Below are 26,719 nucleotides of genomic sequence, written 5' to 3' on the forward strand. Positions count from 1 at the left end.
CTGCGGAGTCCGCGCTCCTCGGATCGGGCCCGCGACAGGCCAGTGTCCTGACTCCCGGGTCGACGTCCCCCTGGCCTTCCCGCGACGGGCGCGGCGGCTCGCAGAAGGGGCGCACTCCCCGGTCACAGTGGCGGGACCGTGCCGGAATCGCACCGGCTTCCTGTCTCCCGTCGCGGTGATGACCAGCTGATATTACGTTCCGTCGGGTGGGGGGCAAAAAGGGGCGTGCCGCGGCGCACCGCGGGCCCCGGCCGGGCCGCGGGTGCGGGACGGGACCGAGGGGCGGCCGCGGTGACCCGTAACGCGGCCCGGTGGGCGGCCGGTTGACCCTTCGGCGTCCGGCGGGGCAGGGCTCCGCAGCCCGGGGGCGAGCGCTCCGGCGTCCGGGTCAGCGGGGACCGGCCGTGGCGCACGGCACGCACGAGGTGGCGGTCGGGCGGGCCTCCAGGCGTTCCGCGGGGATCGGCTCGCCGCACCTCTCGCAGCGTCCGTAGTCCCCTCGGGCGAGCCGTTCCAGCGCCAGGTCGACGGCGTCCAGGTGCTCGCGGGCCCGGGCCAGGAGGGCGGCGACGTGAGCCCGTTCGAAGGCGGTGCTCGACCCCTCGGGGTCGTGCTCGTCGTCGACCGCGACCAGGGCGTTCGCCGCGACGATCCCGTCGAAGTCGCGGACCAGGGCCGCGGCCCGGGCGAGGGTGTCGGCCCGGTCGGCGGCGAGCCGCGCGCGGGCGGTCGCGTGCCCGTCCTCGCGCGCGCCCTCGTCCTCGTCCCCGTGCTCGTGCCCGTATCGAGAGGGCACCTTGGGGGTCGATTCGTCCATGTGTGCGACAACGCCAGCGTCGGGAGGTGCATTCCTCCGGCGTGCACACGTCACGGGTGGCGCCGGGCCGGCCGTGCGCACGTTACCTCCCGATTTCCGGGTATGCGTAGAAGGGGCGGCAATGTCATGCGCCGCGCTGGTGGTCGCGCCCTTTCCGGCACCGCCGCGGTCGAACACCGGCTGATCCCCCCAGAACCCCGCGCGAACCCCCTCGCGGACGACGAAAGAGGACCCAGACCATGAATTCCCTTCAGACGGTGCGACCGCCGCCCGGGCCCTCGGAATCGGGCAGCGACTTCGCCCGGCTGTCCAAGAAGGTCCAGGCGGCCGGCCTCATGGCGCGACGCCCCGGCTACTACGCGCTCCGCGTCACCGCGGTGACCTTCCTCTACGCTGCCGGCTGGACGGCCCTGGTCCTGGTCGGCGACAGCTGGTGGACGCTCCTGGTGGCCGCCTTCCTCGCCGTCGTCTTCGGGCAGGTGGCGCTCTTGGCGCACGACCTCGCCCACCGGCAGGTCTTCCGCCTGCGCAGGGCCAGCGAGCTGTCCGGGCGCATCGCCGGAAACCTCGGCATCGGCATGGGCTACGGCTGGTGGCAGGACAAGCACACCCGCCACCACGCCAACCCCAACCACGAGGACCTCGACCCCGACCTCGATCCGGACGTACTGGTCTGGACCCAGGACCAGGCCCGCGCCGCCACGGGGCTGCCGCGCCTCCTGGGCCGCTCCCAGGCGTACCTGTTCTTCCCGCTGCTCACGCTGGAGGGCTTCAACCTGCACGTCTCCGGAGTGCGGTCACTGGCCGACCGCGCGCTCAAGAACCGGGTGTGGGAAGGCCTTCTGCTGCTCGCACACTTCTCCGCCTACCTGGGCGCGCTCTTCCTCGTGCTCCCGCCCGGCAAGGCGATCGCGTTCCTCTTCGTCAACCAGTGCCTGTTCGGGCTCTACCTCGGCTCCATCTTCGCGCCGAACCACAAGGGCATGCCCGTCCTGCGGGGTACGGACCGGCCCGACTTCCTGCGCCGTCAGGTGCTGACCTCCCGCGACGTGCGCGGGGGCCGTTTCACCGACATCGTCCTCGGCGGCCTGAACTACCAGATCGAGCACCACCTCTTCCCGAGCATGCCGAGCCCGCACCTGCGCAAGGCCCAGGCCATCGTCCGCAGCCACTGCCGGGAACTCGGAGTCAGCTATCTGGAGACCAGCCTGGTCGGCTCCTACCGGCAGACCCTCGCCAGCCTCCACGCGGCCGGGGCCCCGATCAGAAGGGCCCGTACGGCCTGAGGACCCGCGCGAGGCCCCGGGCCGGCGCGTGCGGCTACCCGCCGTCGGAGGCGGTGCCTTCACCGGCGGCGCGGTGACCGGGCCGCTCCCGGTCCCCGTCCTGCCCCGGGTGAAGGGCCAGCATGTCCAGGAGCGCGGCCAGACCGTCCTGCCCGGTGGCGTGGGCCGCGACCGCCTCGCGGGCCCGCTCGCGTCGGCCGGAGCCGTCGGGGAGGGCGTCCTCGCACCGGGACCGGCCCGTGACCGCCGGTACGGCGGTACCGCCGGCTTCGGCGTACGACCGGTGCTCACCGGCGGTCTCGCACACCGCTACGGCGCCCGCCGAGCGGGCGCGGGTCCCGCCTCGGGCGACGGCGGCCCTGGTCCACGCCCACAGGCGGGGGGCGAGCTCCGACGGGCGGGGCAGGTGGACGTTCGTCATCGCGCCCCCTCCTACTTGCCCAGCTGTTCCGGGTCGAGGTCCCTGAGCGGGGGCCGGCGCCCCTTGAGGATCTCCTTGCCGTCCTGGTCGAGGAGGTCGTTCTCGTCGCTCGCGGTGAACTCGTCGCGGTGCCGACCTGCGGTGCCGGGGCCGGTACCGGTGCCGGCGGCGTCGTGGTGGGTGTCGGTGGTGTCGGCGGGCCCGCGCTGAGCGGGGCGGCGGTCGTCTGCCATCGTGCTCCTCCTCGTACGCACCCGGTCCCGACCGGTGGCGGTCAGGGACCCGGATGCCGTGCTGCCGTGGGTCCCGTGGAGTGTGCCCACGCGAGGGAGAGCAAAGCACGTCCGAGGCCGGGTCCCGCAATTCACCAGGTCGCGGCCGGGGCGGTGTGCCGGTGCCCCTCCAGGTAGGAGAAAGGTAAATCCGTACGCGTGGTCGGGGAATGCCCGGGCAGGCGGACTTCCGGCCCGCCAGGCCCGGCCCCGCCCCGTGGGCGGCATGGGCTTTCGGTATCGCAGTCGGACCGGTGCGAATGGGCTGCCGGGAACGGGGCAGGCGGAGCCCGGGCGGAATGCGAAAACCGCCGCGCACGGCATGGAATACGGAAAAGGGAACGACGGCAGGGGCACGTCCCCGCCGTCTCCCGATGTACCGGAGGAGTTGTTTTCGCGTGACTGAGCATGTGTGGAGCTACACGTCGACCGCCGGCCACCTGGCCGGTACGGACCTGACCGGCTACAAGGTCGAGGCGACCGATGGCAGCATCGGCAAGGTCGACAAGCACTCCGACGAGGTCGGTGACGCCTATCTGGTCGTGGACACCGGTGTCTGGATCTTCGGCAAGGAGGTCCTCCTGCCGGCGAGCACCGTCGTACGGATCGACGCGGAGGACAAGAAGGTCCACGTCGACCGCACCAAGGAGCAGATCAAGGACGCTCCGGAGTTCCACCGCGACCAGCACCTCGGCAACGCCGGCTACCACGAGGAGCTGGGCACCTACTACGGCACCGGCGCCCCCTTCGGCGGCCGCCCCGCCTGATCGCGTCCCCACGACGCCGGTCCCGGCACCCCTTCGGGTGCCGGGACCGGCGTCGTGCTGCGTGCGGTTTCCACCCGCGCGGGCCGGCGGCCGGCGCGCGGGCTCAGCGTTCCTCGAACTCCAGGGCCCCGGCCAGTTCCGCTTCCAGTTCCCCCACGTCCCCGGCGCTCCGGGCGATGACCGCGTACCGCCACGAGCGGCCGTCCGGCGGCGCGTCCGCGTAGAGGACCACGCCCTCGCCGCGCGCCGGGTCGAAGGCGAGGTGGTGCTCCCTCAGCCGGCCGAGGGCGCCGTCGAAGTCGAACGGGCGCCCGGTCCACCCCTTCGCCACCGACCAGGCCGCGGGGGCGCCGCCCGACGCGGCCGTCAGCCGGGTGACCATGGCGTGCGGTGTGGTGGTGGCCGTACGGCGGATGTTGCTCTCGCTCGCGTACGCCCGGCCCTCCGCGTCGACCAGGGCGTCGAGCCCGAACGGTCCGGCGAAGCCGTGGCCGTCCAGATGGCCGCCCAGCGCCCTCCCCCACGCCTCCAGCTCGCCGGCCACGTGGGCGCAGGACGCCGGCAGCGGGGAGGTGTACCCCGTGAAGGACCCGTGCGCCGTGCGCATCGCACCGCTGAACAGGACGCGCGTTCCGGCGGCGGTGGTGTCCAGCTGGACGCTGACCGACTCGGCCACGTCGAGGCGTTCCTCCACGACCCACGTGCCCCGGGGCCCGCCGACGGTGTCCAGCTCCAGGGACGCCCCGCCGTCCAGGTCGCCGCGGGAGAGGAAGCGCATGCCGTGGCCTCCCGCCGAGCGGTCGGGTTTGACCACGACTCCCCCGTGACCGCGCAGCAGTTCGCGCGCCACGCCCTCCACCTCGGGTCGCGGGCACGCCCGTCCGAGGGGCAGCCGCATGCCCAGCTGTCCGGCCGTCTCGCGGAAGCCGGCCTTGGTGTTCAGCAGCATCGTCGTCGCGAGCGCCGCTCCGGCGGCCTCGACGGTCGGGTACGGGTGCACGGTGATGCCGAGGTCCCGGGCGAACGCGATCGCCGAGGCGTCCAGCGCGGTCGGCAGCAGCGCCGCGCCCCGGTCACCGGCGAGGGCCCGGACGTACGCGGCGAGCCCGGCCTCGCGCACCGCCCGCGCCAGGGGGACGGCGCCGGCCGGGGGCACCTCGACGACGGTCACCGTGTCCGGGGGCACCTCGGTCAGGTCGTACACGTACCGGAGAAACTCCCGGCTCAGCGGCACCGGCGTGACCAGCACGTCCCCGGGCCGGAGCAGCCACGCCTTGCGCGGCGCCTGCTGGGCCCACTGCTCCAGCACTCCGCCCTCGTCGAGGTCGACCGCCAGGTCGGAGAGGAAGTTGGCGAACACCACGAACGGACCCGTCTCACTCACCGCTGCTCCCCTCGTCGCCGGCCACCGCCCCGCGGCCGCACGCGACCCGGAGCTGGATCCCACCACGCCGCGCCTGCCCCGCCCCGCCGTCCGGAACCCACCATGCCGCGACATCCCTGGGCGCCGGTGAGGAACACGCGCATTGCGGCGGCCGGATTCCGCGTCTCCTCACCCGAGGCCCCGGCGAGGAATTCATTTCGGGGCGGTCGGCTCCCGATATCCGGGGGGGGTGGCCGAGCGAACGATCTCCTCGGCGTGCCGGTGCGCGCGCCCCGGCGAAGCCCCCCGAACGCACGAGAGCCCTGTCTCACCGAAGTGAGACAAGGCTCTGTTCTGCGACTACGAGGCGAACCTCTAGTCGGGACGACAGGATTTGAACCTGCGACCCCTTGACCCCCAGTCAAGTGCGCTACCAAGCTGCGCCACGTCCCGTTGTGCTTCCGACCTGGGGTTTCCCCCGTCCCGGCGGCACATGCAGAACATTACCCCACGCCGAGGGGTGTGCATGCACGGGTAATCGGCGGCGGCGAGGATGTACGGGTGAACACAAGGGATCGGGACGACGAGGGCCGGGCGCGCAGCGCGCGGCCCAGGGACGGGCTGGGGCGGCCGCTGGCCTACGGGGCCGACGGCGTCGGACGGCAGCCGGAGGGCGTGGTGCGCTCGCCGGCGCAGACGGTCCGGGAGGCGCAGCGGCTGCTGGACGGCGGGATGCCGTTCCACGCGCACGAGGTGTTCGAGGACGCCTGGAAGTCCGGGCCCGAGGAGGCCGCCCCGCTCTGGCGGGGGCTCGCCCAGCTCGCCGTCGGGCTGACGCACGCCGCGCGCGGGAACGCGGTCGGCGGGGCGCGGCTGCTGCGGCGCGGGGCCGCGGGCATCGAGGGGCTGGACGGGGCGGCGTACGGGATCGACGTACCGGGTCTGGTCCGGTGGGCCGGGGAGCTGGCCCACCGGGTGGACGGCGGTGCGGACGTGGACGCCGCCGCCGAGGCGCCGGGGCTACGCGGCGGGCTGGAGTAGGTCCCAGCGGTTGCCGTACAGGTCCTGGAAGACGGCGACGGAGCCGTACGCCTCGTGGCGCGGCTCCTCCAGGAAGCGGACGCCCTCGGCCGTCATCCTGGCGTGGTCGCGCGCGAAGTCGTCGGTGTGGAGGAAGAAGCCGACGCGGCCGCCGGTCTGGTCGCCGACCCGGGCGCGCTGGGCGTCGTCCTTGGCGCGGGCGAGCAGCAGCGCGCTCTCCCGGGCGCCGGGCGGGCGGACCACGACCCAGCGGGAGCCGTCCGGGCGCGCGGTGTCCTCGGCGAGGTCGAAGCCGAGGGCCCGGGTGTAGAAGTCGATGGCCTCGTCGTAGTCGTGGACGACGAGCGCGGTGAGGGCGATGTGGGAGGGCATGGGCCTATTGTGCGCCGAGCAGGACGACCTCCAGGGTGCGGGGGCCGTGGACGCCCTCCACCCGGTCGAGCTCGATGTCGCTGGTGGCGGAGGGGCCGGAGATCCAGGTCAGCGGGCGGGCCGGGTCCAGCAGGGCCAGGGCCTGCGGTACGGAGTCCACCACCTGTCCGGGGACGCGGACCACGCAGACGTGATGGTCGGGGATCAGGGTGATCCGGCGCCTGCCCTGGTCGGGTCCGCCGTCGAGGACGAGGGTGCCGGTCTCGGCGACGGCCAGGGCGCAGCCGGTCACCACGCTGTCCACGGCGTCCAGTTGCCGCGCGGTGTGCTCCGCGCGGTCCTGGACCTGCTCCGCGTCCGCCGCCGCGAGCCAGTGGGCGGGCAGGCCGGGCGGGAGGAGCACCGTCCGTGCGCCGCGCCGCGCGAGGAGGCGTGCCAGCAGTGCCGCGAGGCCGTCCTCGCCGGTGCGGTGGACCGTCGCCCGGTACTCGGCGAGGTGCGCGGCGAGGAGGTCGACGGTCTCGGCGGGGGTCCGCGCGCCGTGCACCGCGAGGTAGTCCCGCCGCGTCGCCGGGCCGGCGCCCGGGGCGGGTCCGGGACCCCCGTCCCGCTCCCCCACCGCCCGGCGGATACGGCCGAGGACGACGTCCTTCGAGGTCACTGCGGGGTCCCCCGTTCGCGGGTCCACCAGTCGCGGAAGGATTCCGCGGGGAGCTCCGGCAGCTCCCGGGTGTCGGTCCAGGCCCGCCCGGGCCCCGGCAGGCGGCGCGGGCGCAGCCGGCGGGCTCGGGCCAGCAGGCGTTCGCCCGCGCGCAGCGCGCCCGGGTGGTCCAGGAGCAGCCGGGCGGCGCGCATCGCGGCCCGTTCGGCGGTGCGGCCGTCCGCGGGACGCAGGCGTACGCGGATGCCGTCGCGGGTGACCGGGCCGCCCTGGGCGACCCGTTCGCGGAGGTGGACGAGGACCTCGGGGATGTCGATGGCGACCGGGCAGACCTCGTAGCAGGCCCCGCACAGGGTGGAGGCGTACGGCAGGGAGGCGTCGATCGCGCTGCCGGTGCCGCGCAGTTGGGGGCTGAGGATGGCGCCGATGGGGCCCGGGTAGACGGAACCGTAGGCGTGGCCGCCGGCGCGTTCGTAGACGGGGCAGACGTTCAGGCAGGCGGAGCAGCGGATGCAGCGCAGGGCCTGGCGGCCGACCTCGTCGGCGAGGGTGTCGGTGCGGCCGTTGTCGAGGAGGACGAGGTGGAAGGCGGTGGGACCGTCGCCGTCGGTGGTCCCGGTCCACATGGTCGTGTACGGGTTCATCCGTTCCGCCGTCGAGGAGCGCGGCAGGGTCTGGAGGAAGATCTCCAGGTCGCGGAAGGTGGGGACGACCTTCTCGATGCCGACGACCGAGATCAGGGTCTCGGGCAGGGTCAGGCACATGCGGCCGTTGCCCTCGGATTCGAGGACGACCAGGGTGCCGGTCTCGGCGACCATGAAGTTGGCGCCGGACACGGCGACCTTGGCGCGCAGGAACTTCTCCCGCAGGTGCAGCCGCGCGGCCTCGGCGAGTTCGCGCGGGTCGTCGCCGAGCCCCTCGGGGGCGGGTCGGCCCCACCGGCCCATCTCGGTGCGGAAGACCTCGCGGATCTCGGCGCGGTTGCGGTGGATGGCGGGGACCAGGAGGTGCGAGGGCCGGTCGTGGCCCAGCTGGACGATGAGCTCGGCCAGGTCGGTCTCGTACGCGGCGATCCCCGCGGCCTCCAGGGCCTCGTTGAGGCCGATCTCCTGGGTGGCCATGGACTTGACCTTGACGAGTTCCCGTTCCCCGGTGGCGAGCACCAGGTCCGTCACGATGCGGTTGGCCTCCTCGGCGTCGGCCGCCCAGTGGACGGTGCCGCCGGCGGCGGTGACCGCCTCCTCCAGCTGGAGGAGGTAGTGGTCGAGGTGGCGCAGGGTGTGGTCCTTGACGGCCTTCCCGGCGTCGCGCAGCCGGTCCCAGTCGGCCAGTTCGGCGACGGCGCGGGCCCGTTTGTCGCGGATGGTGTGGGTGGCGCGGCGGAGGTTGGCGCGCAGCACCCCGTCCCGTACGGCGTCCCGCGCGGCGGTGGGGAAGGCGGGGAAGGCGGGCATGCCCAGGTGCGTGGCGGTCATCGCAGGGGCTCCTCCTCGGTCGCGGCGAGGATCTCGGCCAGGTGCACGGCCCGTACCGGGGAGCCGGCCCGGCGCAGCAGGCCCTCCAGGTGGGCGAGGCAGGAGTTGTCGGCGCCGCAGAGCACGCCGGCGCCGGTGGCGGCCGCGCCGGCGATCTTGTCGGCGCCCATGGCCGCCGACACGTCCGGGTTCTTGACGGCGAAGGTGCCGCCGAAGCCGCAGCACTCCTCCGCTCCGGGAAGGTCCACGAGGTCCAGGCCCCTGACCGCGGCGAGCAGCCGCCGCGGCCGGTCCCCCAGGCCGAGGGACCGCAGGCCGTGGCAGGAGGGGTGGTAGGTGACGGTGTGCGGGAAGTGGGCGCCGACGTCGCTCACCCCGAGCACGTCGACCAGGAACTCGGTCAGCTCGTACACGCGCGGCGCGAGGTCCGCGGCCAGAGCCGCCAGGGCGGTCCCGCGGCCTTCGGCGGCGGCCCTGCGGCCGATGCGCGGGTAGTGCTCGCGGATCATCGCGGCGCAGGAAGCGGAGGGGGTGACGACGTACTCGTACCCGGCGAAGGCCTCCGCGGTGCGCCGGACCAGCGGTTCCGTCTCGTACCGGTAGCCGGTGTTGTACTGCGGCTGCCCGCAGCAGCTCTGGGCCGCCGGGAAGTCCACGGCGACGCCGAGCCGCTCCAGGAGGCGGACGACGGCGATGCCGGTGCGGGGGTACAGCGCGTCGTTGACGCAGGTGACGAACAGGGCGACACGCATGACGGGCAGAATAGCGGGGTGAAGAAGTTCTCAGTGATCGGCATAGGCGCGGGCGACCCGGACCACCTGACCCTCCAGGCGGTCAAGGCGATCGGGGCGGCGGACGCGTTCCTCATCCTGGAGAAGGGCGAGGAGAAGGCGGACCTGACCGGGTTGCGGCGGGCGATGCTCGACGAGCACGCCCGCCCGGGGCACCGGCTGGTGGAGGGCCGCGACCCGGACCGGGACCGCACCCCGGCGGACTACGCCCCGACGGTGGACGGCTGGCGCAGCGCGCGGGCCGCGCTGTTCGAGCGGTTCATCGCGGAGGACCTGGCCGAGGGCGAGACCGGGGCGTTCCTGGTGTGGGGCGATCCCTCGCTGTACGACTCCACCCTCGCGATCCTCGACGAGGTGCTGGAGAAGGGCCGGGTGGCGTTCGAGCACGAGGTGGTGCCGGGCATCAGCAGTGTGTCCTCACTGCTGGCCCGGCACCGCACGAACCTGAACCGGGTGGGCCGCCCGGTCCAGATCACCACCGGCCGGCGGCTGGCCGAGGGCTGGCCGGAGGGGGTGGACGACGTGGTGGTGATGCTGGACGCCCGGCACGCCTTCACCGCCCACCTGGACCAGGACCTGTTCATCTACTGGGGGGCCTACGTCGGCACCCCGGACGAGATCCTGGTGTCGGGGAAGCTCGGCGAGGTCGCGGGCCGGATCGAGGAGCTGCGCACCGAGGCCCGCGCCCGCAAGGGCTGGATCATGGACACCTACCTGCTCAGGCGCGGCTGAGGCGGACCGGACCCCGCGCCTCAGGCGCGGCCGAGGAGCGCGGGGAGCCGGGCGGCGAGGCGCTCGTACTCCTCGGGCCGGTTGTAGACCTGCCCGCAGACGCGGATGCCGCCGCCGCCCGGCCAGGGCCAGACCAGGACCCGGACGCGCAGCCGTGCCGCGATCTCCTCGCGCAGCGCCACGGCGTCCTCGGGGGTCTCGGCGGTGCCGGGCGGCAGGCGCAGGGCCCGCATGGCGAGGCCCTCGGTGTGCGGGAGCGGGGTGAGTCCGGGGATCTCGGCGAGCAGGGCCGCGCCGTGGGCGGCCAGCGCGCCGTTGTGGGCCCGTACCCGGGTCGCGTCGAGGCGCTGGAGGAGGTCCAGGCCCTCGGGCGCGGCGAGCCAGCCGGTGTAGTCGGCGGTGGCGCGGTACTCGACCGAGCGGGGGAACCCGTGCCGGTCCTCCCAGGAGGGGACGGGCGCGCGGACCCGGTGGCGGTGCTCCGGGGCGACGGCGAGGACCGCGCTGCCGGACGGGGCGTACCCCCACTTGTGGAGGTTGCCGAACCAGAAGTCGGCGCGGCCCGCGAGGGGGTCGGCGAGCATGCCGGGGGCGTGGGCGCCGTCGACGACGGTGGTGACGCCGCGTTCCCGGAGGTCGGCGAGGAGCCGGGGGGAGGCGATGAGGCGGGCGGTGGGCGAGCTGACGTGGTCGAGCACCGCCGCCTTGGTGCGGGGCGTCAGCGCGGCGAGCACGGCTTCGCGGACGGCGTCCTCGTCGGGCAGGAAGGGGTCCAGGGAGACGGTGGTGACGGTGGCGCGGCGGGCGGCGGCCGCGACGACGGTGCCGTAGCCGTGGTCGGTGACCAGGATCTCGTCGCCGTCGGCGAAGGGGATCGCGTCGAGGGCGAGGTTGGCGCCCTCGGTGGCGTTGGAGATGAAGGCGAGCCCGTCGGGGTCGGCGCCGAGGTGTGCGGCGATCCGGGCGCGGGCTGCGGCCAGCCGGTCGCAGACGCCGAGGAAGAAGGCGTCGGGGTCGGCGTGGGCCAGGTCCCGCAGCGCGGCCTGGGCCTCCTGAACGGGTACGGGGACCGCGCCGAAGGAGCCGTGATTCAGGTGCGCGACGGAGGGGTCGAGGCGGAACAGCCCCTCGGTGCCGGGGAAGACCCGCGCCGGTACGGCCGTACGGCCGCCGGACGGCTCCGGGGCGGGCCCGTCGGCGGGTCCCGCGGGCAGCCCGCCGGGCGGCCGGCCTCCGGGCTGCGGCGCGGTGGCGGTCGGGGGCCCGGCCGGGCCCCCCTCGGGACGGTCGCGGTCGGGCACGGGGCCTCCCGGGGTCGGGGCGGAGCTGTCGTGGTGATCCTCTCCCGCCCCGGCCGCCGGCGGTAGCCCGCCCGAGGGTCCCGCGACCGCGGCTGAAGGTCCTACGGCTCCCGGCCGCTGGTCGCCGCGTAGTACTGGAGGTCCTGCACCTCCACGGTGCGGTCCGCAGGGTAGGGCAGCTCCACCCCGGTCGCGACCTTCCCGCCCCGGACCACCTCGGCGGAGCTCGTGCCCGCCTTCAGCGGCAGCAGCTCGGAGTGGATCCCGGCCAGGGCCTCGTGGGAGTCCTTCGCGGACCCGACGGCCGTGCGGACGACGGCGGGTCCGGCGAGGAAGCTGAGCACCTCCACCGTGTCGCGGGGTGCGGCGCTGCCCCGGCGCAGGGACATCAGCAGCGACTGGTCGCCGGTCGGGTCGGCCTGGGCGAACTGGGTGCGCGCGGTGAGGTAGAGCGTGTCCCGGACGATCTCGGGCCAGCTGCCCGTCTTGAACCGGGTCAGGTAGTACGAGGTCAGGTCCAGGTAGGCGTGGCCGTTGTGCAGGGAGGGGGCGAACTGGCTGCCCTCGGAGTAGTCGTTCCAGGTGGTGAGCTGGACCCAGTCGGCGCCGTCGTCGATGGCGTGCTTCCAGGTGGCGCGCAGGGTGGCGGTGTTGCCGGCCTCGTCGTAGATGCCCTGGTTGGGGCGGGCGTCCTGGACGGAGACGGGCTGCATCCAGATCTTGCCCATGTCGTGCGCCCGCTTGACGTCGCGGGTGTTGCTCTCCTGGCCGACGTAACTGCGGCTGCCCCACTCCGAGAAGCCGTAGCTGATGGGGGCGAAGTCGCCGTTGTGGGCGCCGAAGTCGAGGAAGAGCGGGACGAAGGCGGTGCGCGTGCCGTGCTTCGACTTGAGGATCCCCAGCACCTCGGTCCACCAGGACGCGCTCTTCGCCTCGGCCTTGAAGGGCGAGACGACGAGCCGGCCGTCGGGGAGCCGGTGGGCGGCGGGTGCCGCGCCGAGTGTGGCGATCGCGTCGGCGAGCACGCCGGGATCGTCGGTCTTCAGCGAGGTCATGTCCGGCATCAGCATGACCTTGAAGGCCGGATCGACCGAACGGGCGGCCGCCATCAGCTGGGTGGAGCGCTCCCAGTTCTTGCCGCTCAGGGAGAGCATGTCGAGGGTGAACCCGTCGATGCCGGCCGCGCGGGCCGTGCGCACCTCCTGCTGGAGGTTGGCGTACTCCCAGTCGCCGCCCTTCGGCTGGACGGGCAGCGGCCGGTCGCGCAGCAGGCCGCCGTACCGCTCGTGCTTGCCGCTCTCGCCGTCCGGGTTCAGGTAGTTGCGGGTGTAGTAGTCGGCGTCCGCGCTCGCGTTGTCGAGGGAGAGCGGGTACGGGGTGAAGTAGTGGGCGAACACCAGCTTCTTGCCCGCGGCGCCCGAGCGGAGGGCCGCGGGCTGGGGCAGGTCGAAGGGCAGGGCCCCTGCGGGACGAACGCCCCCCGTGCCGGTGCTCGCTCCTCCGGGGGTGTCCGTGCCGCCGGGGCTCGTGTCCGGGGCGGGGCTCCGGTCGGGTCCCGGGGCGGTGGGCGCGGGCGTGCCGGAGCCGGCGCCGGGTCCGGTCGACCAGGGCACGCCGATGACGGGGGCGGAACTGCCGCGGACGTCGGCCACCGAGGAGGGGTCCCAGGCTATTCCGGTGGCGGCGCAGACACCGACCAGGAGGAAGCCGGAGACGAGGGCGACCAGCGGGCCGCGTCTCCTGAGCGCGGGTCTGCGGCGGTGCGAGACGGGTTGCGCCGCCCGCTCCGCCCGCCGGCCCGTCCGTCGCCCTGCTCGCCGGTCCGCTCGCCGGTCCGCTGTCATCGTGGTCCCTCCCCGGGAATATGCCCCGAGTGGGGGCTGCACAGCAGTAGAGCCCAATACCGGCGCCCGGACAACCGTTCCCCGGCGCCGGGGCGGGGACACGTACGTCACAGGGCGCACGGGAACTACGCCGACCGCTTTGCCGGGGCTCATCCGGCCGGCGCCGCAACGGCCTTGGCGCGCCACGCGCGGGAGCCCCTCTGCGGCATCGCGCCTACGCAGGCGCAACTCCTTCCGCTTCGCACTGCGCACCCACCGCCCGCGCGGCGGGCGGCCACGCCCTGCCCAGGGGGCCTCCCCGGCCGCGGGGCCGGCGGGCCCGGACCCGGCGCCGTCCGCCGTCTACGCGCCCTCCACCATCCGGCGGACGCGGCTCGCGTCCGCGACGGACCGCTCCGGTGGCGCCGTTCGCACCTTCAACCACCGTGCAGTGCAAGGGCGTTGCTCCGCGCCGCCCCGTCGGCGGCCTCTCTGCGGGACCCTTCTGCGGAATGCGACATTCCCCTGGCCTTCCGGCTCAGCTGGCGCATAATCGTCGACACGCGGCTCGAACCAGCACGCTCGCCGCGCTTGGTCACGCATGCAATGGGGGGCATCGTGCCGATGGGGGAATCCGGTTCCACGGGGACGTCGGCGGCCACGTCCGCCGAGCTGTCCCGGCTGCTCACCGCCGTCCGGACGGGGCGGGTCGTGACCGTGACCGGGGGGTTCCGCGAGCCGCGGAGCCTGCTGGTGCGGGAGATCGCGCGGCGGATCGCGTCCAACTTCTACGACGGGGTGTCCGTCGTCGCCTTCGAGCCGTCGGCCGGGGTCCACGGCACCCGGGAGCTCACCGCGGCGCTCGGCCGCGTACCCGGAACGCCGCTGCCGCCGTGCGGGACGGCGAACACCGCGTCCTGGCTGGCCGAGCGCGACATGCTGCTCGTCCTGGACGGCGCCGACCTGCTCGGCCCGCAGGCGCGCGCCTGGCTGCGGGACCTCCTGTCCGTGGCCCCCGGGCTGCGGATCCTCGCCGCGGGACGGTCCCCGCTCGGCATCGGGCAGGAGCGGGTGCACCGGCTCTGACGGCCGGAGCGCGTTACGTACGCGGCACACAGCCGCCGTGACGCGGCCACAGTGCTGCCACAGCCCACCCTTAGGGTCTGACCTGCGGGTTTCGGCGACGTACGACGGCCGGAGCCCTGGTACGTACGTCACCCGCCCCCGCACGTACAGGAGACCCTTCGTGAGCGAGCACGAGCACCTCGACGCGCCCGGAACGACCGGCGCGGCCGGCGCACCCCGCGCGTCCCGGCCCGCAGACGCGGGCGGCGGCGTCGGCCGGCGCGGCTTCCTCGCCGGCGCGGCCGCGGTGGCCGCCTCCGCGGCGTCCGTCACGGCCTTCGCCCGCCCGGCGGCCGCAGCGGCCGCGGCCCGGCCCAACATCCTGCTGATCGTCACCGACGACCAGCCCAAGCACACCGACTGGGCCATCTCCAAGACCATCGGCTGGCTCGGCGGCCGCGGCGTCACCTTCACCCACGGCCACGCCGCGACCCCCCTGTGCTCGCCGTCCCGCTCCTCGGTGTTCTCGGGCCGCCACGCCCACCACCACGGCGTGCGCAACAACGCCGCCTCGCACAGCCTGGACCAGTCGACGACCGTGCAGCGCCACCTGAGGCAGGCCGGCTACCGGACCGGGCTCTTCGGCAAGTACCTCAACTCCTGGGCGCTGGCGGACAATCCGCCGCACTTCGAGGAGTGGGCCCTGCTGCAGCCGGGATACACCAACGCCCGCTGGAACATCGACGGAACGGTCCAGGAGCTTCCCGGCTACACCACCAACGTCATCAAGAACAAGACGCTGGCCTTCCTCGACAAGTCGGCCACCGACGCCCGCCCCTGGTTCGCGTACGTCACCCCGTACGCCTCCCACGCCCCGAACACCCCGGCCCCCAAGTACGCCGACGCCGCCGTACCCGCCTGGAACGGCCGCCCCTCGGTCCCCGAGGACGACCGCTCCGACAAGCCCGCCTACATCCGCGAGGCGACGGCGACCCTCGCCGACGCGAAGGAGCTGCGCCGACGCCAGCTCCGCTCCCTGCTCTCGGTCGACGACGCGGTGCAGGCCATCCACGACAAGCTGGCGGCGCTGGGCCAGCTGGAGAACACCCTCGTCATCTACGTGGCGGACAACGGCTACACCTGGGCCGACCACGGCTGGCTGAAGAAGTCCGTCCCCTACTCCCCCGCGCACGAGGTGCCGTTCTACCTGTCCTGGCCGGCCGGCGGTCTCGGCTCCGGCACCACCGACAGCCGGATCGTCGCCACCATCGACATCGCGCCGACCATCCTGGACGCGGCCGGGATCACCCCCGGCACCCCGCAGGACGGGCAGTCCCTGCTGACCACCGCCTCCCGCGACCACCTGCTCGTGCAGTGGTGGAAGCAGGGCGCCGGCGGCGACGGGCCGAAGACCTGGGCCTCGTACGTGGCGAAGGACAAGCAGTACACCGAGTACTACGACCTGCACACCGACGCGTCGGGGGCCGTCTCGGGCACCGGGCAGGTGGCCTTCCGTGAGTACTACGACCTGGTGAACGACCCCCACCAGCTGCGGAACCTGCTCCACCAGGCCACCCCGCAGCAGGAGCGGGACCTCGGCGTTCCGGCGCTGGCCGCGCGGCTGGCCGCCGACCGCGCGGCCTGACCGGGAGTGCGGACCGGGCGTGCGGACCGGGCGTGCGGGCCGTGCGCACGGCCCACACGCCCGGCGCCGCCGTCCGCCCGCCTCCCCTGCCGACCCGTTCCGCCGCTCTGGAGAGACCCATGCCGCCCAAGCCCTGCTGCACCCCCGGCCGCGAGCAGTCCGCCGCCGCACCGCTCACGCTGGTACGGGCACCGGCGGGGCCGCCGGCGGACCGCGCGGCCGGGCGGGCCGTGCGCGACCTCGTCGCCCTGGAGGGCGGCCGCTTCCTCCAGGGCACCGAGGACCCCGACGGGTTCCCGGAGGACGGCGAGGGGCCGGTGCGGGAGACGGTGGTCGGGGCGTTCCGCATCGCCCCGACCACCGTCACCAACGCGCGGTTCGCGTCCTTCGTGAAGGCCACCGGGCACGTCACGGAGGCGGAGTCGTTCGGATTCAGCTTCGTCTTCGCGGGCTTCCTCCGCGGCGAACCGGCGGCGCTCTCCCCGGCGGTGGCGGGCACCCCGTGGTGGCGGGCGGTCTCGGGCGCGGACTGGCGCCGGCCGGAGGGCCCCGGCTCCTCGTTCGCCGCCCGCCAGGACCACCCCGTCGTGCACGTCTCGTGGAACGACGCCCTGGCCTACTGCGCCTGGTCCGGCACCCGGCTGCCCACGGAGGCCGAATGGGAGTACGCGGCGCGCGGCGGCCTGGAGGGCAAGCGCTACCCCTGGGGCGACGAACTGCGCCCGGACGGTCGGTACATGTGCAACATCTGGAACGGTGACTTCCCGGGCCACAACACCCGCGCGGACGGGTACGCCGGCACGGCCCCCGCCAAGTCCTTCCGGCCCAACGGCTACGGGCTCTACAACACGGTCGGCAACGTGTGGGAGTGGTCCGCCGACCCGTTCCGCCCCGGCGGACCCGAACGGTCCATGCGCGGCGGCTCCCACATGTGCCACGACTCGTACTGCAACCGCTACCGGGTCGCGGCCCGCACCCGCAACACCCCGGACAGCTCGGCAGGGAACATCGGCTTCCGGGTCGCGGCCGACCTCTGACCCGGCGCCCGGCCCGCCCCCGTCCGGCCGGCTCAGCCCAGCTGCCGGCTGAGCTCGCGCCACACCTCGGGCGGGCAGGGCCCCTGGGGGCGGGAGGTGAGGAACAGCCCGTACTCCACCCGGCGCGGCTCCCGGCCGCTCTCCACCCAGTGGTCCCGGCCGGACGTGGTGTCCCAGCCGTCGTTCGGCAGCCAGATGTGGTCGGACCGGCCGTCCTTGTCCTTGCTGGTGATCTGGGCGACCTCCGCGTGACCGGCATGGGCCGCCAGCACCACGCAGTAGTGGCGCAGCTGCCGTTCGGGGTCCTCGCGCAGCGGCACCATGGCGAGCCAGATCTCCCCCGCGGCAGGTCTGCGGTCACCGTCCCGGGCGGGGCGCCCGAGCCGGAAGCGGCCCCAGGGGCGGCCGCCCAGCCAGCGGGAGCCGCCCCACCGGCGGATCACGCCCACGAACGCGAGCGCCACCAGCCCGGCGGCGGTGCTCTCGGCGACCGCCCGTACGTTCCAGGCCGGAACGTCCCCGACCCTGCCTTCCACCCACCACAGCACGGGGGCGACGACGGCGAGCAGGGCGGCCGCCCGCGCCGGGGCCGGCCACCACACGGACCGTCGGCTCCGGCTCCGGCTCCGGCCCCCGCTGCGGCCCGGCACGCGGCCCGCGTACAGCGCGAGGGCGAGAGCCGTGACGACCGGGAACGCGTAGACGACCAGGTGCCGGCCGAAACCCTGCAACCGCTGCGGCGGCGTCTGCTCGGCCAGCAGGTCGGGCAGGACCAGCGGGAGCGCCAGCAGGTACCCGATGGTCGGCACGACGACCGCCAGCAGCAGGAAGCCCGCGCAGCCGATGCCCGCGCAGGACGTGTTGGAACCGCGTGCCACAGAACCCCCCTGGATCACCGGTGGCGAACGCTAGCGCACGGTCCAGTCCTCGGCCAGCAGTCCCAGGACGACCTCGTCGACGAAGGCCCCGTACACCCAGGCCGAGCGGCGCAGGGTGCCCTCGACGGCGAAGCCGGCGGAGCGTGCCGCGCCGATCATCGCGGGGTTGTCGGCGAGGGTCTCCACCTGGAGGCGGTGCAGGCCGCGCACGGTGAACCCGTACCGGCACAGGAGCGCCACGGTGTCCGCGCCGAGGCCGCGGCCCCGGGCCCCGGGACGCAGCGCCATGCCGAGGTGGGCGCAGCGGTTGTGCAGGTCGATGCCCCAGAGCAGGGCCTCGCCGGCGAGCTCCCCGGAGGCGAGGTCGACGACGGAGAAGACGGCCTTGTCCTCGGAGGGGGCGGACGGCTCGTACGGTGAGTGGCCGCCGGACGCGGGGACCGGCCGCCAGGGCCGTGCGTCGGAGCGGGCGCGGTTCGGCACGTCGTTGTAGAGCTCGGCGTCGAGGATCGCGACGTCTTCGGGGAGGCGGGCGCGCAGGCCGGCCAGGTTTCCGCTGATCACGGGTTCTTCCTAGCCGCCGGAGGCGCCGGGGCACAACCGGGTTTCCGCCGCCGACGGGCCGGGGTGGACCCGCCGAAGGAGGGCGGACGCGGGTCCGCCCCGGCCGGGCACGGGGCCGGCCGGGGCGGAGCGCGTCACTGCCGTGCGGGCACGGCTACCGGCTTCAGCCGAGGGTGGCGATGGCCTGGTTGAAGGTCGCGGAGGGGCGCATGATCTTCGCGGCCTTGTCGGCGTCGGGCTGGTAGTAGCCGCCGATGTCGGCCGGCGAGCCCTGTACCGCGTTCAGCTCGTCGACGATGGTCTGCTCCGACTCGGCCAGCGTCTTGGCGAGCGGGTCGAAGGCGGCGGCCAGCTTCGGGTCGTCGATCTGGCGGGACAGCTCCTGCGCCCAGTACAGGGCGAGGTAGAAGTGGCTGCCGCGGTTGTCGATGCCGCCGAGCTTGCGGCTGGGCGACTTGTCCTCGTTGAGGAAGGTGCCCGTCGCACGGTCCAGGGTGTCGGCCAGCACCTGGGCGCGGGCGTTGCCGGTGGTGGTCGCGAGGTGCTCGAAGGAGACGGCCAGGGCGAGGAACTCGCCGAGCGAGTCCCAGCGCAGGTAGTTCTCCTTGACGAGCTGCTGCACGTGCTTGGGCGCGGAGCCGCCGGCGCCGGTCTCGAAGAGGCCGCCGCCGTTCATCAGCGGGACCACCGACAGCATCTTGGCGCTGGTGCCCAGCTCCAGGATCGGGAACAGGTCGGTGAGGTAGTCGCGGAGCACGTTGCCGGTCACCGAGATGGTGTCCTCGCCGCGGCGGATGCGCTCCAGGGAGAAGGCGGTGGCCTCGACCGGGGAGAGGATCTTGAGGGTCAGGCCCTCGGTGTCGTGGTCGGCGAGGTACGTCTTGACCTTGGCGATCAGCTGCGCGTCGTGGGCGCGGTCCTCGTCGAGCCAGAAGACGGCCGGGTCGCCGGTGGCGCGGGCGCGGGTGACGGCGAGCTTGACCCAGTCCTGGATCGGCGCGTCCTTGGTCTGGCAGGCGCGGAAGATGTCGCCTGCGGCGACCTCCTGCTCCAGGACCGTGGTGCCCTCGGCGTCGACGAGGCGGACGGTGCCCGCGGCGGCGATCTCGAAGGTCTTGTCGTGGCTGCCGTACTCCTCGGCCTTCTGGGCCATGAGGCCGACGTTCGGCACCGAGCCCATGGTGGAGGGGTCGAAGGCGCCGTGCGCGCGGCAGTCGTCGATGACGACCTGGTAGACACCGGCGTAGCTGCTGTCCGGCAGGACGGCCAGGGTGTCGGCCTCGGCGCCGTCCGGGCCCCACATGTGGCCGGAGGTGCGGATCATGGCCGGCATGGAGGCGTCGACGATGACGTCGCTCGGGACGTGCAGGTTGGTGATGCCCTTGTCCGAGTCGACCATCGCGAGGGCCGGGCCCTCGGCGATCTCGGCGTCGAAGGAGGCCTTGATCGCGTCGGCGTCGGGCAGGGCGCCCAGGCCGTTCAGGATGGTGCCGAGGCCGTCGTTCGGGGACAGGCCGGCGGCGGCCAGGGTCTCGCCGTACCGGGCGAAGGTCTTCGGGAAGAAGGCGCGGACCACGTGGCCGAAGACGATGGGGTCGGAGACCTTCATCATCGTGGCCTTGAGGTGCACGGAGAACAGGATGTCCTCGGCCTTGGCGCGCTCGATCTGGTCGTTCAGGAAGGTGCGCAGCGCGTCCACGTGCAGCACGGAGGCGTCCACGACCTCGCCTGCGAGGACCGGTACGGATTCGCGCAGGACGGTGGTGGAGCCGTCGGCGGCGACGTGCTCGATGCGCAGCGTGCCGGCCTCGGCGATCACGGTGGACTTCTCGGTGGAGCGGAAGTCGTTCGTGCCCATGGTGGCCACGTTGGTCTTCGACTCGGAGGTCCAGGCACCCATGCGGTGCGGGTGGGCCTTCGCGTAGTTCTTGACCGAGGCGGGGGCGCGGCGGTCGGAGTTGCCCTCGCGCAGGACCGGGTTGACGGCGCTGCCCTTGATCTTGTCGTAGCGGGCGCGGGTCTCGCGCTCCTCGTCGGTCTTCGGGTCGTCCGGGTAGTCCGGAAGCGCGTATCCCTGGCCCTGGAGCTCGGCGACCGCGGCCTTGAGCTGCGGGATCGAGGCCGAGACGTTGGGCAGCTTGATGATGTTCGCGCCCGGGGTCTTCGCCAGCTCGCCGAGCTCGGCGAGGGCGTCGGCGATGCGCTGGCCCTCTTCCAGGTGCTCGGGGAAGCTGGCGATGATCCGACCGGCCAGGGAGATGTCACGGGTCTCGACGGTCACTCCGGCCGTCGACGCGTACGCCTGGATCACAGGCAGGAACGAATGCGTCGCCAGGGCCGGGGCCTCGTCGGTGTGCGTGTAGATGATGGTCGAGTCAGTCACCGGATGCTCCGCTCCACAGTCTGCGTCTCTCGTCTGCAACATTGCTCGACATCAAGATATCTCCTGTCCGGACCGGTCCGGACAGCCCCCTGCCACAACCGGGGGGAGACATGCGTTACGCCCGCCCCGGGAACGGCGAGAGCGCCGCAGGAGCTGTTTCCAGCCCCGGCGGCGCTCAGGCGCGTCACGGCCCTGCGGGCCGGGCGGGTCAGGCGTGGACGGCCTTGGGGTCCGGGCCGTACTCGTTGGGCTGCTGCTGGCCCTCGGAGGCCGTGAGGACGAGCAGCCAGATGCCGCCGACGAGCGGGATCAGGACGATGAGGAACCAGGCGCCGGACTTGCCGAGGTCGTGCAGGCGGCGAACGGTGACCGCCAGGCCCGGCAGGAAGACGCCGAGGGCGTAGATGCCGACGAGGATCGGGGCGGTGGAGAGCACGGCGTCGAGGATCGAGAGGACGACGAGGATGCCCACGTTGAAGAGGGCGTACATCCAGTACTCCTTGCGGCGGGCGCGGCCGGAGAACAGGGCGTACTTCTTCAGAACGTCGAGGTAGTAGTTCATGAGTCCCCCCAGAGGACGGTGGTTCGGGCCCGTCCAGCTGGATCAAGCCGGGGCAGAACTTATGCTCCGCTTACACCGCGGTCAAGCCGCTTTCCGCGGGCCCCAATTCACCCACCGGAGCCGATTCCCGGCACTGGCCGGAAACCGCCAGGGGTCGAAGTGCCGCCGTGTCCGGGGAAGTCCGGAAAGTCCGCGGACCCCACCTCCCGCCGACTCCGCCGGGAGCACCGATCGTTGGCCACATCGTTACTCCACTGCTACACCGCAGGCCGGATCCGGAAGGGGCGGGGAACCGGGCCGCGGCGCACCCGCGCGGGTCAGCCGATGCGGAAGGAGTCCCCGTAGACCTTCCAGTCGAGCGGGGTGTTGAGGTTCAGGTTGCCCTTCTTCAGGAAGACGCGCTGGGCGGTGTCGACGCGACTGGTGTCGCTGTGCGCCTCCTCCTGCTTCATCGCCCAGACGCGGGCGTCGAGGAAGGCGTTCAGCCACGTGGTCTCGTTGCCCCCCTGGGCCGGGGGCTTGGCCTTCGCGAGCGCCCGCTTGCGGATGTTGCGGAAGCTGGTGGAGTCGGTGCCGTCGCCGTGCATGACGATGGCGTCGTAGTAGATGAACTGGCCGAGCGTGCCGACGCCGTCGGACTTGCCCTGCTGGACCGAGGGGTTGAAGTAGACCCGGTCGCGCTCGTGGTCCTGGGCCTTCTTGAACGCGGTGTCCTGGGCCGCCTTCGCCCAGTCCCGGGTGAAGTTCGGGTCGAGGCCGGCGTGCGAGTCGCTGCCGTCGACGCGGCGCAGGGCGGGGAGGTACTTGGCCAGCACGTTCCCCGGCTTGACCTGGGTGTAGTGCTCGACGAGGTCGAGCATGTCGCCGGTGCCGGAACAGAAGCCGATGATCCCGGCCGTGTAGCCGCGGCCGTCACCTATGTCCTCGATGTACTTGTACTGCGCCTTCCAGTCCAGGGAGGAGTTCTCCGCGCTGGAGACGATCTGCATGGCGATGTCCTTCTTCGCCGGGTCGTCGAGCCCGGTCGCCGCGGCCGCGGCGACCGGCGCCCCGGAGGCGGCCGGCGCGGGTGCGGGGGCGGTGGCGTGCGCGGTGACCGGTACGGCGAGGAGCGTGCTGCCGAGGACGACAGCGATCGCCAGTGAGGTGCGCTGGGGGGTGAACACAAGGCCTCCATACGGAAGTTGAGGCGTTCTGGACTGTGTTAGGAAACTTTACTACCAGATCGGTCGGCTCCTCAAGACCTCCGGAATCCTTTCCGCCGAATCCTTTCCCCCGACGACCAATCCGGCGGGGCGCGGGCTCCGAAGCAAGGGGTGTCCGCCGCGCGCGCCCGCGCCCGTCGGCCCGCTCGCCCGTCCGCCCGCTCGTCCGTCCGTCCGTCCGTCCGCAGCACCGCCCGTCCGCAGCACCGCCCGCAGTGAAGGAACAGCCATGACGCATACGCGTATCCGCCCGCCGGCCGGCCCGGGGACGGCGGCGTGAGGCAGCAGACGGCGTTCGGCGCGCCGGACCGCTCCGGCGCCCCCGACCTCCCCGCGCTCATGGAACGCGTCGCCCGCGGCGACGAGGACGCCTTCGCCGCGCTCTACGACGTGGTGGCGGGCCCCGTCTTCGGCATCGCCGTCAAGGTCCTGCGGGACCGGGCCCAGTCGGAGGAGGTCGCGCAGGAGGTCATGATCGACGTGTGGCGCCAGGCGCCGCGCTACCGGTCCGACAAGGGCTCCGTCATGACCTGGGTCATGACCATCGCCCACCGCCGCGCCGTGGACCGGGTCCGCTCGGCCCAGGCCGCCGCGGCCCGCGAGCAGGACACGGCCGCCCGCGAGCACAAGCGCCCGTACGACGAGGTCAGCGAACAGGTCGAGATCCGGCTGGAGAGCGAGCAGGTGCGCCGCTGCGTGCGCGGCCTGACCGAGCTGCAGCGCCAGGCCGTGACGCTCGCCTACTACGGCGGCCTCACCTACCGCGAGGTCGCCGAGACCCTGGACACCCCGTTGCCCACGATCAAGACACGCCTGCGCGACGGACTCATCCGGCTGCGCGACTGCATGGGGGTGACCGCATGACGACCGACTCCGACCACCTCCACGCCCTGTCGGGCGCGTACGCCGTGAACGCGCTGGATCCCGGTGAGCGGGACGCGTTCGCCCACCACCTGACGCGGTGCCCCGGGTGCGAGCAGGACGTACGGGAGTTCTCCGCGACCGCGGCCCGGCTGGGCTCGGCGGTCGCGCTGGCCCCGCCGCCGTCGATGCGGACCGAGGTGCTGGCCCGCATCGACACGGTGCGCCAGCTGGCCCCGCCCCGGCGCGGCATGGTCGCGCTGCGGCGGCGGGCGCTGCCGCTGGCCCTCGCGGCGTGCCTGGCCGGCGGACTGGCCGGCGGGGTCGCCCTGGGCGGCGCGGCCCTGTGGTCCGGCGAGGAGTCCCCGCAGCCGGACCGGTCCCTCAAGGACCTGGCGGCGGTGATCACGGCCCCCGACGCCCGTACGGTGTCGGGCCGCTCACCGGGCGGCGCGACGGCGACGGTGGTGCTCTCCGCACGGCAGGACCGGGCCGTGTTCCTCGGCTCGGGGCTGCCGCCCGCGCCGGAGGGCAAGACCTACCAGCTGTGGTTCGCGGACGGCGCCGAGATGCGGCCGGCCGGGCTGCTCGCCGGGGACGGCGGCACCCTGATGACCGGCTCCCCCGGCCGGGCTTCCGCGGTCGGCCTGACGCTGGAGCCGGCGGGCGGATCGGCGCAGCCGACGACGGCTCCGGTGATGCTGATGCCGCTGACCGCCTGACGGCGCCGGCCGGTCCACGACCGGCGGCCCTGACCGCCTGACGGGGCGGGCGGCGCGTTGGGGCGCGCCGCCCGTCGGCGGGTCAGAGCCAGCCGTTGCGCCGGAAGCCCCGGTGGATGGCGAAGCAGGCGAGCGCCATGACCCCGAGGACGAGCGGGTACCCGTAGGTCCAGTGCAGCTCCGGCATGTGGTCGAAGTTCATGCCGTAGACCCCGCAGACCATGGTCGGCACGGCGACGATCGCCGCCCAGGCCGTGATCTTGCGCATGTCCTCGTTCTGCGCGACGGTCACCTGCGCGAGGTGCGCCTGGAGGATGGAGTCGAGCAGGTTGTCGTACGCGCCGATCTGATCGGTGGCCCGGGTCAGGTGGTCGGCCACGTCCCGGAAGTACGTGCGGACCTCCGGCGGGATGACCGGTATCGGCTGCGTGGCCAGCTGGGTGAGGGGGCGGCCGAGCGGCGCCACCGCCCGTCGCAGCTCCAGCAGTTCGCGCTTGAGCTGGTAGATCCGGCCCGCGTCGCCCCGGCCCCCGTACTCGCTGAACACGGCGGTCTCGACGGCGTCGATGTCGTTCTGCACGGCGTCCGTCACGGCCAGGTAGTCGTCGACGACGTGGTCGGCCATGGCGTGCAGGACGGCCGCCGGCCCCTTCGCGAGCAGGTCGGGGGAGGCTTCCAGCTCCTCGCGGACCGGGCCGAGCGTGCCGCGGCCGCCGTGCCGGATGGTGATGACGAAGTCGTCACCGGTGAACGCCATCAGCTCGCCGGTCTCCACCACCTCGCTGGTGGAGGTCAGTTCCTCGTGCTCGACGTAGCGCACGGTCTTGAAGACGGAGAACAGGGTGTCGTCGTACCGCTCGACCTTGGGGCGCTGGTGGGCGTTGACGGCGTCCTCGACGGCGAGCGGATGCAGGCCGAACAGTTCCGCGAGACCGGTGAGTTCCTCCTGCGCCGGCTCGTGCAGGCCGATCCACACGAAGCCGTGGCCGGTCTTGCGGACCCGGCGCAGCGCCTCCTCGGCCTCCGAGCAGCCGTCCTGGCGCACGCCGTCCAGGTAGACGACGCAGTTGACGACCGCGCTGCCGAGCGGGGAGCGGGCGGGGTGGCTGAGGTCGACGGCCCGCCGGTAGCCGCGGCGAACGGCCCGGCGCAGGCTGCTGAACATGGACAACGGCTTTCTCCCCTTCGGCGGATCACCGGCAAGTGTGCCACCGCGGCCGCCCCCTTCCGGCCACCGCGGCCGGGGCGTTCCCAGCCGGGGCGTTCCCCGCCGCGGAGGCAGCGACGGGCGGGGCGGGGGCCGGGGGGCGGGGTGGGGGCCGGGGCGGGGGCCGGGGCCGGGGGGACTACGTGCGGTCGATGAAGACGCTCGTGGACTTCACGCGGGCCGTGGCCCGCGCGCCGACCTCCAGCCCGAGTTCCTCCACCGCCTCCCGGGTCAGCAGCGACACGACCCGGTGCGGTCCCGCCTGGATCTCGACCTGTGCGTCGACCGTCCCCAGTTTCACCCCGGTGACGATCCCCGGGAAGGCGTTGCGCGCCGAGGTGTACGGGGATTCGTCGACGCCCTCGGCGCCCTCCTGCGCGACTTCCACGCAGAACGCCGCGAGGTCCGGCCCCTCCACCATCCTGCGGGTCCCCTCCCGGCGGGTGGGGAACCGTTCCGCGTCCGCCCAGCGCCGCGCCGTGTCGACGCTCACACCGAGCAGCCGCGCCGCCTGGCCGATCGTGTAGGACTCCATGGCCCGCAGCTTAGGTCCTGTCCGGCGAAGGCCCCCGCAGTGCCTCCGCCGCCGCTTCCGCGATCACCCGGGCCACGGTCGACAGCACCGGCGAGTCGAGTTTCCACTGCTGCCAGTACAGCGGTACGTCCATCGGCCGGTGCGGCGCCAGCAGGACCAGTTGTCCCGTCCGTACCAGCGGCCGGGCCTGCGTCTCGGGCACCAGGCCCCACCCGAGCCCGGCGACGACGGCGTCGCGGAACCCCTCCGACGTCGGCATGTGGTGCCGTACGTGGCCCGCCACGGCTGCCGCGTCCCCGGTGAGCGAGCGTACGAACGCGTCCTGGAGGTCGTCCTTCCGGTCGAAGACGATCGTCGGCGCCTCCCGCAGGTCCCGGCCCGGCTCCCCCGTGAGGTACCGGGCCGCGAACCCCGGGGCGGCTACCGGGAGGTACCTCATCTGCCCGAGCCTGCGCACGGTGCACCCCGCCACCGGATCCGGCGAAGAGGTCAGCGCCGCCATCACCTGTCCCTCCCGCAGGAGGGCCGTCGTGTGCGACTCGTCCTCGCGGTGCAGTTCGAAGCAGACGGGCGGATCCTGCGGGACCCGGGCCAGGGCGGGCAGGAACCAGGTGGAGAGGGAGTCCGCGTTCACCGCGATCGGCAGCCGGACCGGTCCCGTCCCGTCGGGCATGCCCAGCTCGGCCCGCGCGTCGCGCTCCAGCCGGGACAGCTGCCGCGCGAAGCGGACGACCACCTCCCCCGACTCCGTCGCCCGCACCGGCTTCGTCCGCATCAGCAGCACCCGTCCCGTCCGCTGCTCCAGCGCCTTGACCCGCTGGCTCACCGCCGAGGGCGTCACGTGCAGGGCGGCCGCCGCGGCGTCGAAGGTGCCCTCGTCCACCACGGCGAGCAGCGTCCGGACCTGGTCCAGGGGAAGTTCTTCCATCACGA

General features: G+C 73.7%; 27 protein-coding genes, 1 tRNA gene and 1 riboswitch. Of the genes, 9 read left to right on the plus strand and 19 right to left on the minus strand.

Annotated features, from left to right (window positions below):
• Positions 1-20: 20 nt before the first annotated feature.
• Positions 21-202, minus strand: a riboswitch (cobalamin riboswitch).
• 186 nt (positions 203-388) lie between these two features.
• The gene (locus tag ACZ6S8_RS25570; RefSeq protein WP_469459457.1) at positions 389-817 is read right to left on the minus strand and encodes a TraR/DksA family transcriptional regulator; all 429 of its coding nucleotides are present in this window, start codon (positions 815-817) and stop codon (positions 389-391) included.
• Between the two features lie 239 nt (positions 818-1,056).
• On the opposite strand from ACZ6S8_RS25570, the gene ACZ6S8_RS25575 reads away from it, so the two are divergent.
• Positions 1,057-2,103, plus strand: a complete 1,047-nt coding sequence (locus ACZ6S8_RS25575) for a fatty acid desaturase family protein (protein WP_469459459.1) — start codon at positions 1,057-1,059, stop codon at positions 2,101-2,103.
• Positions 2,104-2,137: 34 nt separating this feature from the next.
• On the opposite strand, the gene ACZ6S8_RS25580 is transcribed toward ACZ6S8_RS25575, so the two are convergent.
• Positions 2,138-2,524 (minus strand): hypothetical protein, encoded by a 387-nt coding sequence (locus ACZ6S8_RS25580; protein ID WP_469459462.1) that lies wholly within the window; start codon positions 2,522-2,524, stop codon positions 2,138-2,140.
• An 11-nt stretch (positions 2,525-2,535) separates the two neighbouring features.
• Positions 2,536-2,757, minus strand: a complete 222-nt coding sequence (locus ACZ6S8_RS25585) for a hypothetical protein (RefSeq protein ID WP_469459464.1) — start codon at positions 2,755-2,757, stop codon at positions 2,536-2,538.
• A 413-nt stretch (positions 2,758-3,170) separates the two neighbouring features.
• Here ACZ6S8_RS25585 and ACZ6S8_RS25590 point away from each other — a divergent pair, with 413 nt between their 5' ends.
• On the plus strand, positions 3,171-3,563 hold the full coding sequence (locus ACZ6S8_RS25590; RefSeq protein ID WP_469459466.1) for a PRC-barrel domain-containing protein: 393 nt from the start codon (positions 3,171-3,173) through the stop codon (positions 3,561-3,563).
• Positions 3,564-3,666: 103 nt separating this feature from the next.
• Here ACZ6S8_RS25590 and ACZ6S8_RS25595 read toward each other — a convergent pair whose 3' ends face one another.
• Positions 3,667-4,947 carry a preATP grasp domain-containing protein gene (locus ACZ6S8_RS25595; RefSeq protein ID WP_469459468.1) on the minus strand — a complete coding sequence of 427 codons (1,281 nt, stop codon included), beginning with the start codon at positions 4,945-4,947 and terminating at the stop codon, positions 3,667-3,669.
• Positions 4,948-5,305: 358 nt separating this feature from the next.
• Positions 5,306-5,379 (minus strand) — tRNA-Pro (locus ACZ6S8_RS25600).
• A 108-nt stretch (positions 5,380-5,487) separates the two neighbouring features.
• Here ACZ6S8_RS25600 and ACZ6S8_RS25605 point away from each other — a divergent pair.
• Positions 5,488-5,967 (plus strand): DUF309 domain-containing protein, encoded by a 480-nt coding sequence (locus tag ACZ6S8_RS25605; protein WP_469459470.1) that lies wholly within the window; start codon positions 5,488-5,490, stop codon positions 5,965-5,967.
• Here ACZ6S8_RS25605 and ACZ6S8_RS25610 read toward each other — a convergent pair.
• The 4 genes from ACZ6S8_RS25610 to ACZ6S8_RS25625 are packed head-to-tail and all read right to left on the minus strand — an operon-like array spanning position 5,947 to position 9,227.
• On the minus strand, positions 5,947-6,339 hold the full coding sequence (locus ACZ6S8_RS25610) for a VOC family protein (RefSeq protein ID WP_469459472.1): 393 nt from the start codon (positions 6,337-6,339) through the stop codon (positions 5,947-5,949). The two genes, ACZ6S8_RS25605 and ACZ6S8_RS25610, sit on opposite strands and share 21 nt — an antisense overlap.
• A 4-nt stretch (positions 6,340-6,343) precedes the next feature.
• Entirely contained in the window at positions 6,344-7,000 is a 657-nt protein-coding gene (locus ACZ6S8_RS25615) for a LutC/YkgG family protein (protein WP_469459474.1), read from the minus strand.
• Positions 6,997-8,475, minus strand: a complete 1,479-nt coding sequence (locus ACZ6S8_RS25620) for a lactate utilization protein B (RefSeq protein ID WP_469459476.1) — start codon at positions 8,473-8,475, stop codon at positions 6,997-6,999. Before ACZ6S8_RS25620 ends, ACZ6S8_RS25615 begins: the two co-directional genes overlap by 4 nt.
• A complete protein-coding gene (locus tag ACZ6S8_RS25625) occupies positions 8,472-9,227 on the minus strand; it encodes a (Fe-S)-binding protein (RefSeq protein ID WP_469459478.1) in 756 nt (251 codons plus the stop codon). Before ACZ6S8_RS25625 ends, ACZ6S8_RS25620 begins: the two co-directional genes overlap by 4 nt.
• Before the next feature lie 18 nt (positions 9,228-9,245).
• Between ACZ6S8_RS25625 and cobF the strand changes: the two genes are divergently transcribed.
• Entirely contained in the window at positions 9,246-9,998 is a 753-nt protein-coding gene (gene cobF / locus ACZ6S8_RS25630; RefSeq protein ID WP_469459480.1) for a precorrin-6A synthase (deacetylating), read from the plus strand.
• Positions 9,999-10,018: 20 nt separating this feature from the next.
• On the opposite strand, the gene ACZ6S8_RS25635 is transcribed toward cobF, so the two are convergent.
• Positions 10,019-11,299 (minus strand): aminotransferase class V-fold PLP-dependent enzyme, encoded by a 1,281-nt coding sequence (locus tag ACZ6S8_RS25635; protein ID WP_469459481.1) that lies wholly within the window; start codon positions 11,297-11,299, stop codon positions 10,019-10,021.
• Between the two features lie 101 nt (positions 11,300-11,400).
• Positions 11,401-13,143, minus strand: coding sequence for a glycoside hydrolase family 71 protein (locus ACZ6S8_RS25640; protein WP_469459483.1), 1,743 nt, complete (start codon positions 13,141-13,143; stop codon positions 11,401-11,403).
• A gap of 597 nt (positions 13,144-13,740) precedes the next feature.
• On the opposite strand from ACZ6S8_RS25640, the gene ACZ6S8_RS25645 reads away from it, so the two are divergent.
• The 3 genes from ACZ6S8_RS25645 (at position 13,741) to ACZ6S8_RS25655 (ending at position 16,869) form a co-directional block, all read left to right on the plus strand.
• A complete protein-coding gene (locus ACZ6S8_RS25645; protein ID WP_469459485.1) occupies positions 13,741-14,208 on the plus strand; it encodes a hypothetical protein in 468 nt (155 codons plus the stop codon).
• 160 nt (positions 14,209-14,368) lie between these two features.
• Positions 14,369-15,832 carry a sulfatase family protein gene (locus ACZ6S8_RS25650; protein WP_469459487.1) on the plus strand — a complete coding sequence of 488 codons (1,464 nt, stop codon included), beginning with the start codon at positions 14,369-14,371 and terminating at the stop codon, positions 15,830-15,832.
• Positions 15,833-15,951: 119 nt separating this feature from the next.
• Entirely contained in the window at positions 15,952-16,869 is a 918-nt protein-coding gene (locus ACZ6S8_RS25655) for a formylglycine-generating enzyme family protein (protein WP_469459489.1), read from the plus strand.
• Between the two features lie 32 nt (positions 16,870-16,901).
• Here ACZ6S8_RS25655 and ACZ6S8_RS25660 read toward each other — a convergent pair whose 3' ends face one another.
• From ACZ6S8_RS25660 to ACZ6S8_RS25680, 5 genes are all read right to left on the minus strand, one after another.
• Entirely contained in the window at positions 16,902-17,747 is an 846-nt protein-coding gene (locus tag ACZ6S8_RS25660; RefSeq protein ID WP_469459491.1) for a hypothetical protein, read from the minus strand.
• 30 nt (positions 17,748-17,777) lie between these two features.
• A complete protein-coding gene (locus tag ACZ6S8_RS25665) occupies positions 17,778-18,311 on the minus strand; it encodes a GNAT family N-acetyltransferase (RefSeq protein WP_469459493.1) in 534 nt (177 codons plus the stop codon).
• 163 nt (positions 18,312-18,474) lie between these two features.
• A complete protein-coding gene (locus ACZ6S8_RS25670) occupies positions 18,475-20,694 on the minus strand; it encodes an NADP-dependent isocitrate dehydrogenase (RefSeq protein WP_469459494.1) in 2,220 nt (739 codons plus the stop codon).
• A 208-nt stretch (positions 20,695-20,902) separates the two neighbouring features.
• Entirely contained in the window at positions 20,903-21,256 is a 354-nt protein-coding gene (locus ACZ6S8_RS25675; protein WP_469459496.1) for a DUF805 domain-containing protein, read from the minus strand.
• Between the two features lie 317 nt (positions 21,257-21,573).
• The gene (locus tag ACZ6S8_RS25680; RefSeq protein ID WP_469459497.1) at positions 21,574-22,422 is read right to left on the minus strand and encodes a chitosanase; all 849 of its coding nucleotides are present in this window, start codon (positions 22,420-22,422) and stop codon (positions 21,574-21,576) included.
• 315 nt (positions 22,423-22,737) lie between these two features.
• On the opposite strand from ACZ6S8_RS25680, the gene sigK reads away from it, so the two are divergent.
• Entirely contained in the window at positions 22,738-23,325 is a 588-nt protein-coding gene (gene sigK / locus ACZ6S8_RS25685; RefSeq protein ID WP_469459499.1) for an ECF RNA polymerase sigma factor SigK, read from the plus strand.
• On the plus strand, positions 23,322-24,044 hold the full coding sequence (locus ACZ6S8_RS25690; RefSeq protein WP_469459501.1) for an anti-sigma factor: 723 nt from the start codon (positions 23,322-23,324) through the stop codon (positions 24,042-24,044). Before sigK ends, ACZ6S8_RS25690 begins: the two co-directional genes overlap by 4 nt.
• Before the next feature lie 82 nt (positions 24,045-24,126).
• Here ACZ6S8_RS25690 and corA read toward each other — a convergent pair whose 3' ends face one another.
• From corA to ACZ6S8_RS25705, 3 genes are all read right to left on the minus strand, one after another.
• Positions 24,127-25,209, minus strand: coding sequence for a magnesium/cobalt transporter CorA (gene corA / locus ACZ6S8_RS25695; RefSeq protein ID WP_469459713.1), 1,083 nt, complete (start codon positions 25,207-25,209; stop codon positions 24,127-24,129).
• 181 nt (positions 25,210-25,390) lie between these two features.
• Positions 25,391-25,786: a TOBE domain-containing protein gene (locus ACZ6S8_RS25700; protein ID WP_469459502.1), complete on the minus strand. Its 396-nt coding sequence runs from the start codon at positions 25,784-25,786 to the stop codon at positions 25,391-25,393.
• Between the two features lie 10 nt (positions 25,787-25,796).
• Complete coding sequence (locus tag ACZ6S8_RS25705) at positions 25,797-26,714, minus strand: LysR family transcriptional regulator ArgP (RefSeq protein ID WP_469459503.1); 918 nt, start codon at positions 26,712-26,714, stop codon at positions 25,797-25,799.
• Positions 26,715-26,719: the final 5 nt, after the last annotated feature.

The sequence above is a fragment of the Streptomyces sp. NPDC048461 genome (assembly GCF_055587105.1).

What these genes read in the sequence shown, in the direction of transcription:
- ACZ6S8_RS25590 (WP_469459466.1), top strand. Translation starts at nt 3,171, where the DNA reads ATGTACCGGAGGAGTTGTTTTCGCGTGACTGAGCATGTGTGGAGCTAC.
- ACZ6S8_RS25655 (WP_469459489.1), top strand. Translation starts at nt 15,952, where the DNA reads ATGCCGCCCAAGCCCTGCTGCACCCCCGGCCGCGAGCAGTCCGCCGCC.
- ACZ6S8_RS25575 (WP_469459459.1), top strand. Translation starts at nt 1,057, where the DNA reads ATGAATTCCCTTCAGACGGTGCGACCGCCGCCCGGGCCCTCGGAATCG.
- ACZ6S8_RS25640 (WP_469459483.1), bottom strand. Translation starts at nt 13,143, where the DNA reads ATGACAGCGGACCGGCGAGCGGACCGGCGAGCAGGGCGACGGACGGGC.
- ACZ6S8_RS25610 (WP_469459472.1), bottom strand. Translation starts at nt 6,339, where the DNA reads ATGCCCTCCCACATCGCCCTCACCGCGCTCGTCGTCCACGACTACGAC.
- ACZ6S8_RS25585 (WP_469459464.1), bottom strand. Translation starts at nt 2,757, where the DNA reads ATGGCAGACGACCGCCGCCCCGCTCAGCGCGGGCCCGCCGACACCACC.
- ACZ6S8_RS25580 (WP_469459462.1), bottom strand. Translation starts at nt 2,524, where the DNA reads ATGACGAACGTCCACCTGCCCCGCCCGTCGGAGCTCGCCCCCCGCCTG.
- ACZ6S8_RS25700 (WP_469459502.1), bottom strand. Translation starts at nt 25,786, where the DNA reads ATGGAGTCCTACACGATCGGCCAGGCGGCGCGGCTGCTCGGTGTGAGC.
- ACZ6S8_RS25570 (WP_469459457.1), bottom strand. Translation starts at nt 817, where the DNA reads ATGGACGAATCGACCCCCAAGGTGCCCTCTCGATACGGGCACGAGCAC.
- corA (WP_469459713.1), bottom strand. Translation starts at nt 25,209, where the DNA reads ATGTTCAGCAGCCTGCGCCGGGCCGTTCGCCGCGGCTACCGGCGGGCC.
- ACZ6S8_RS25690 (WP_469459501.1), top strand. Translation starts at nt 23,322, where the DNA reads ATGACGACCGACTCCGACCACCTCCACGCCCTGTCGGGCGCGTACGCC.
- ACZ6S8_RS25705 (WP_469459503.1), bottom strand. Translation starts at nt 26,714, where the DNA reads ATGGAAGAACTTCCCCTGGACCAGGTCCGGACGCTGCTCGCCGTGGTG.
- ACZ6S8_RS25675 (WP_469459496.1), bottom strand. Translation starts at nt 21,256, where the DNA reads ATGAACTACTACCTCGACGTTCTGAAGAAGTACGCCCTGTTCTCCGGC.
- ACZ6S8_RS25625 (WP_469459478.1), bottom strand. Translation starts at nt 9,227, where the DNA reads ATGCGTGTCGCCCTGTTCGTCACCTGCGTCAACGACGCGCTGTACCCC.
- ACZ6S8_RS25620 (WP_469459476.1), bottom strand. Translation starts at nt 8,475, where the DNA reads ATGACCGCCACGCACCTGGGCATGCCCGCCTTCCCCGCCTTCCCCACC.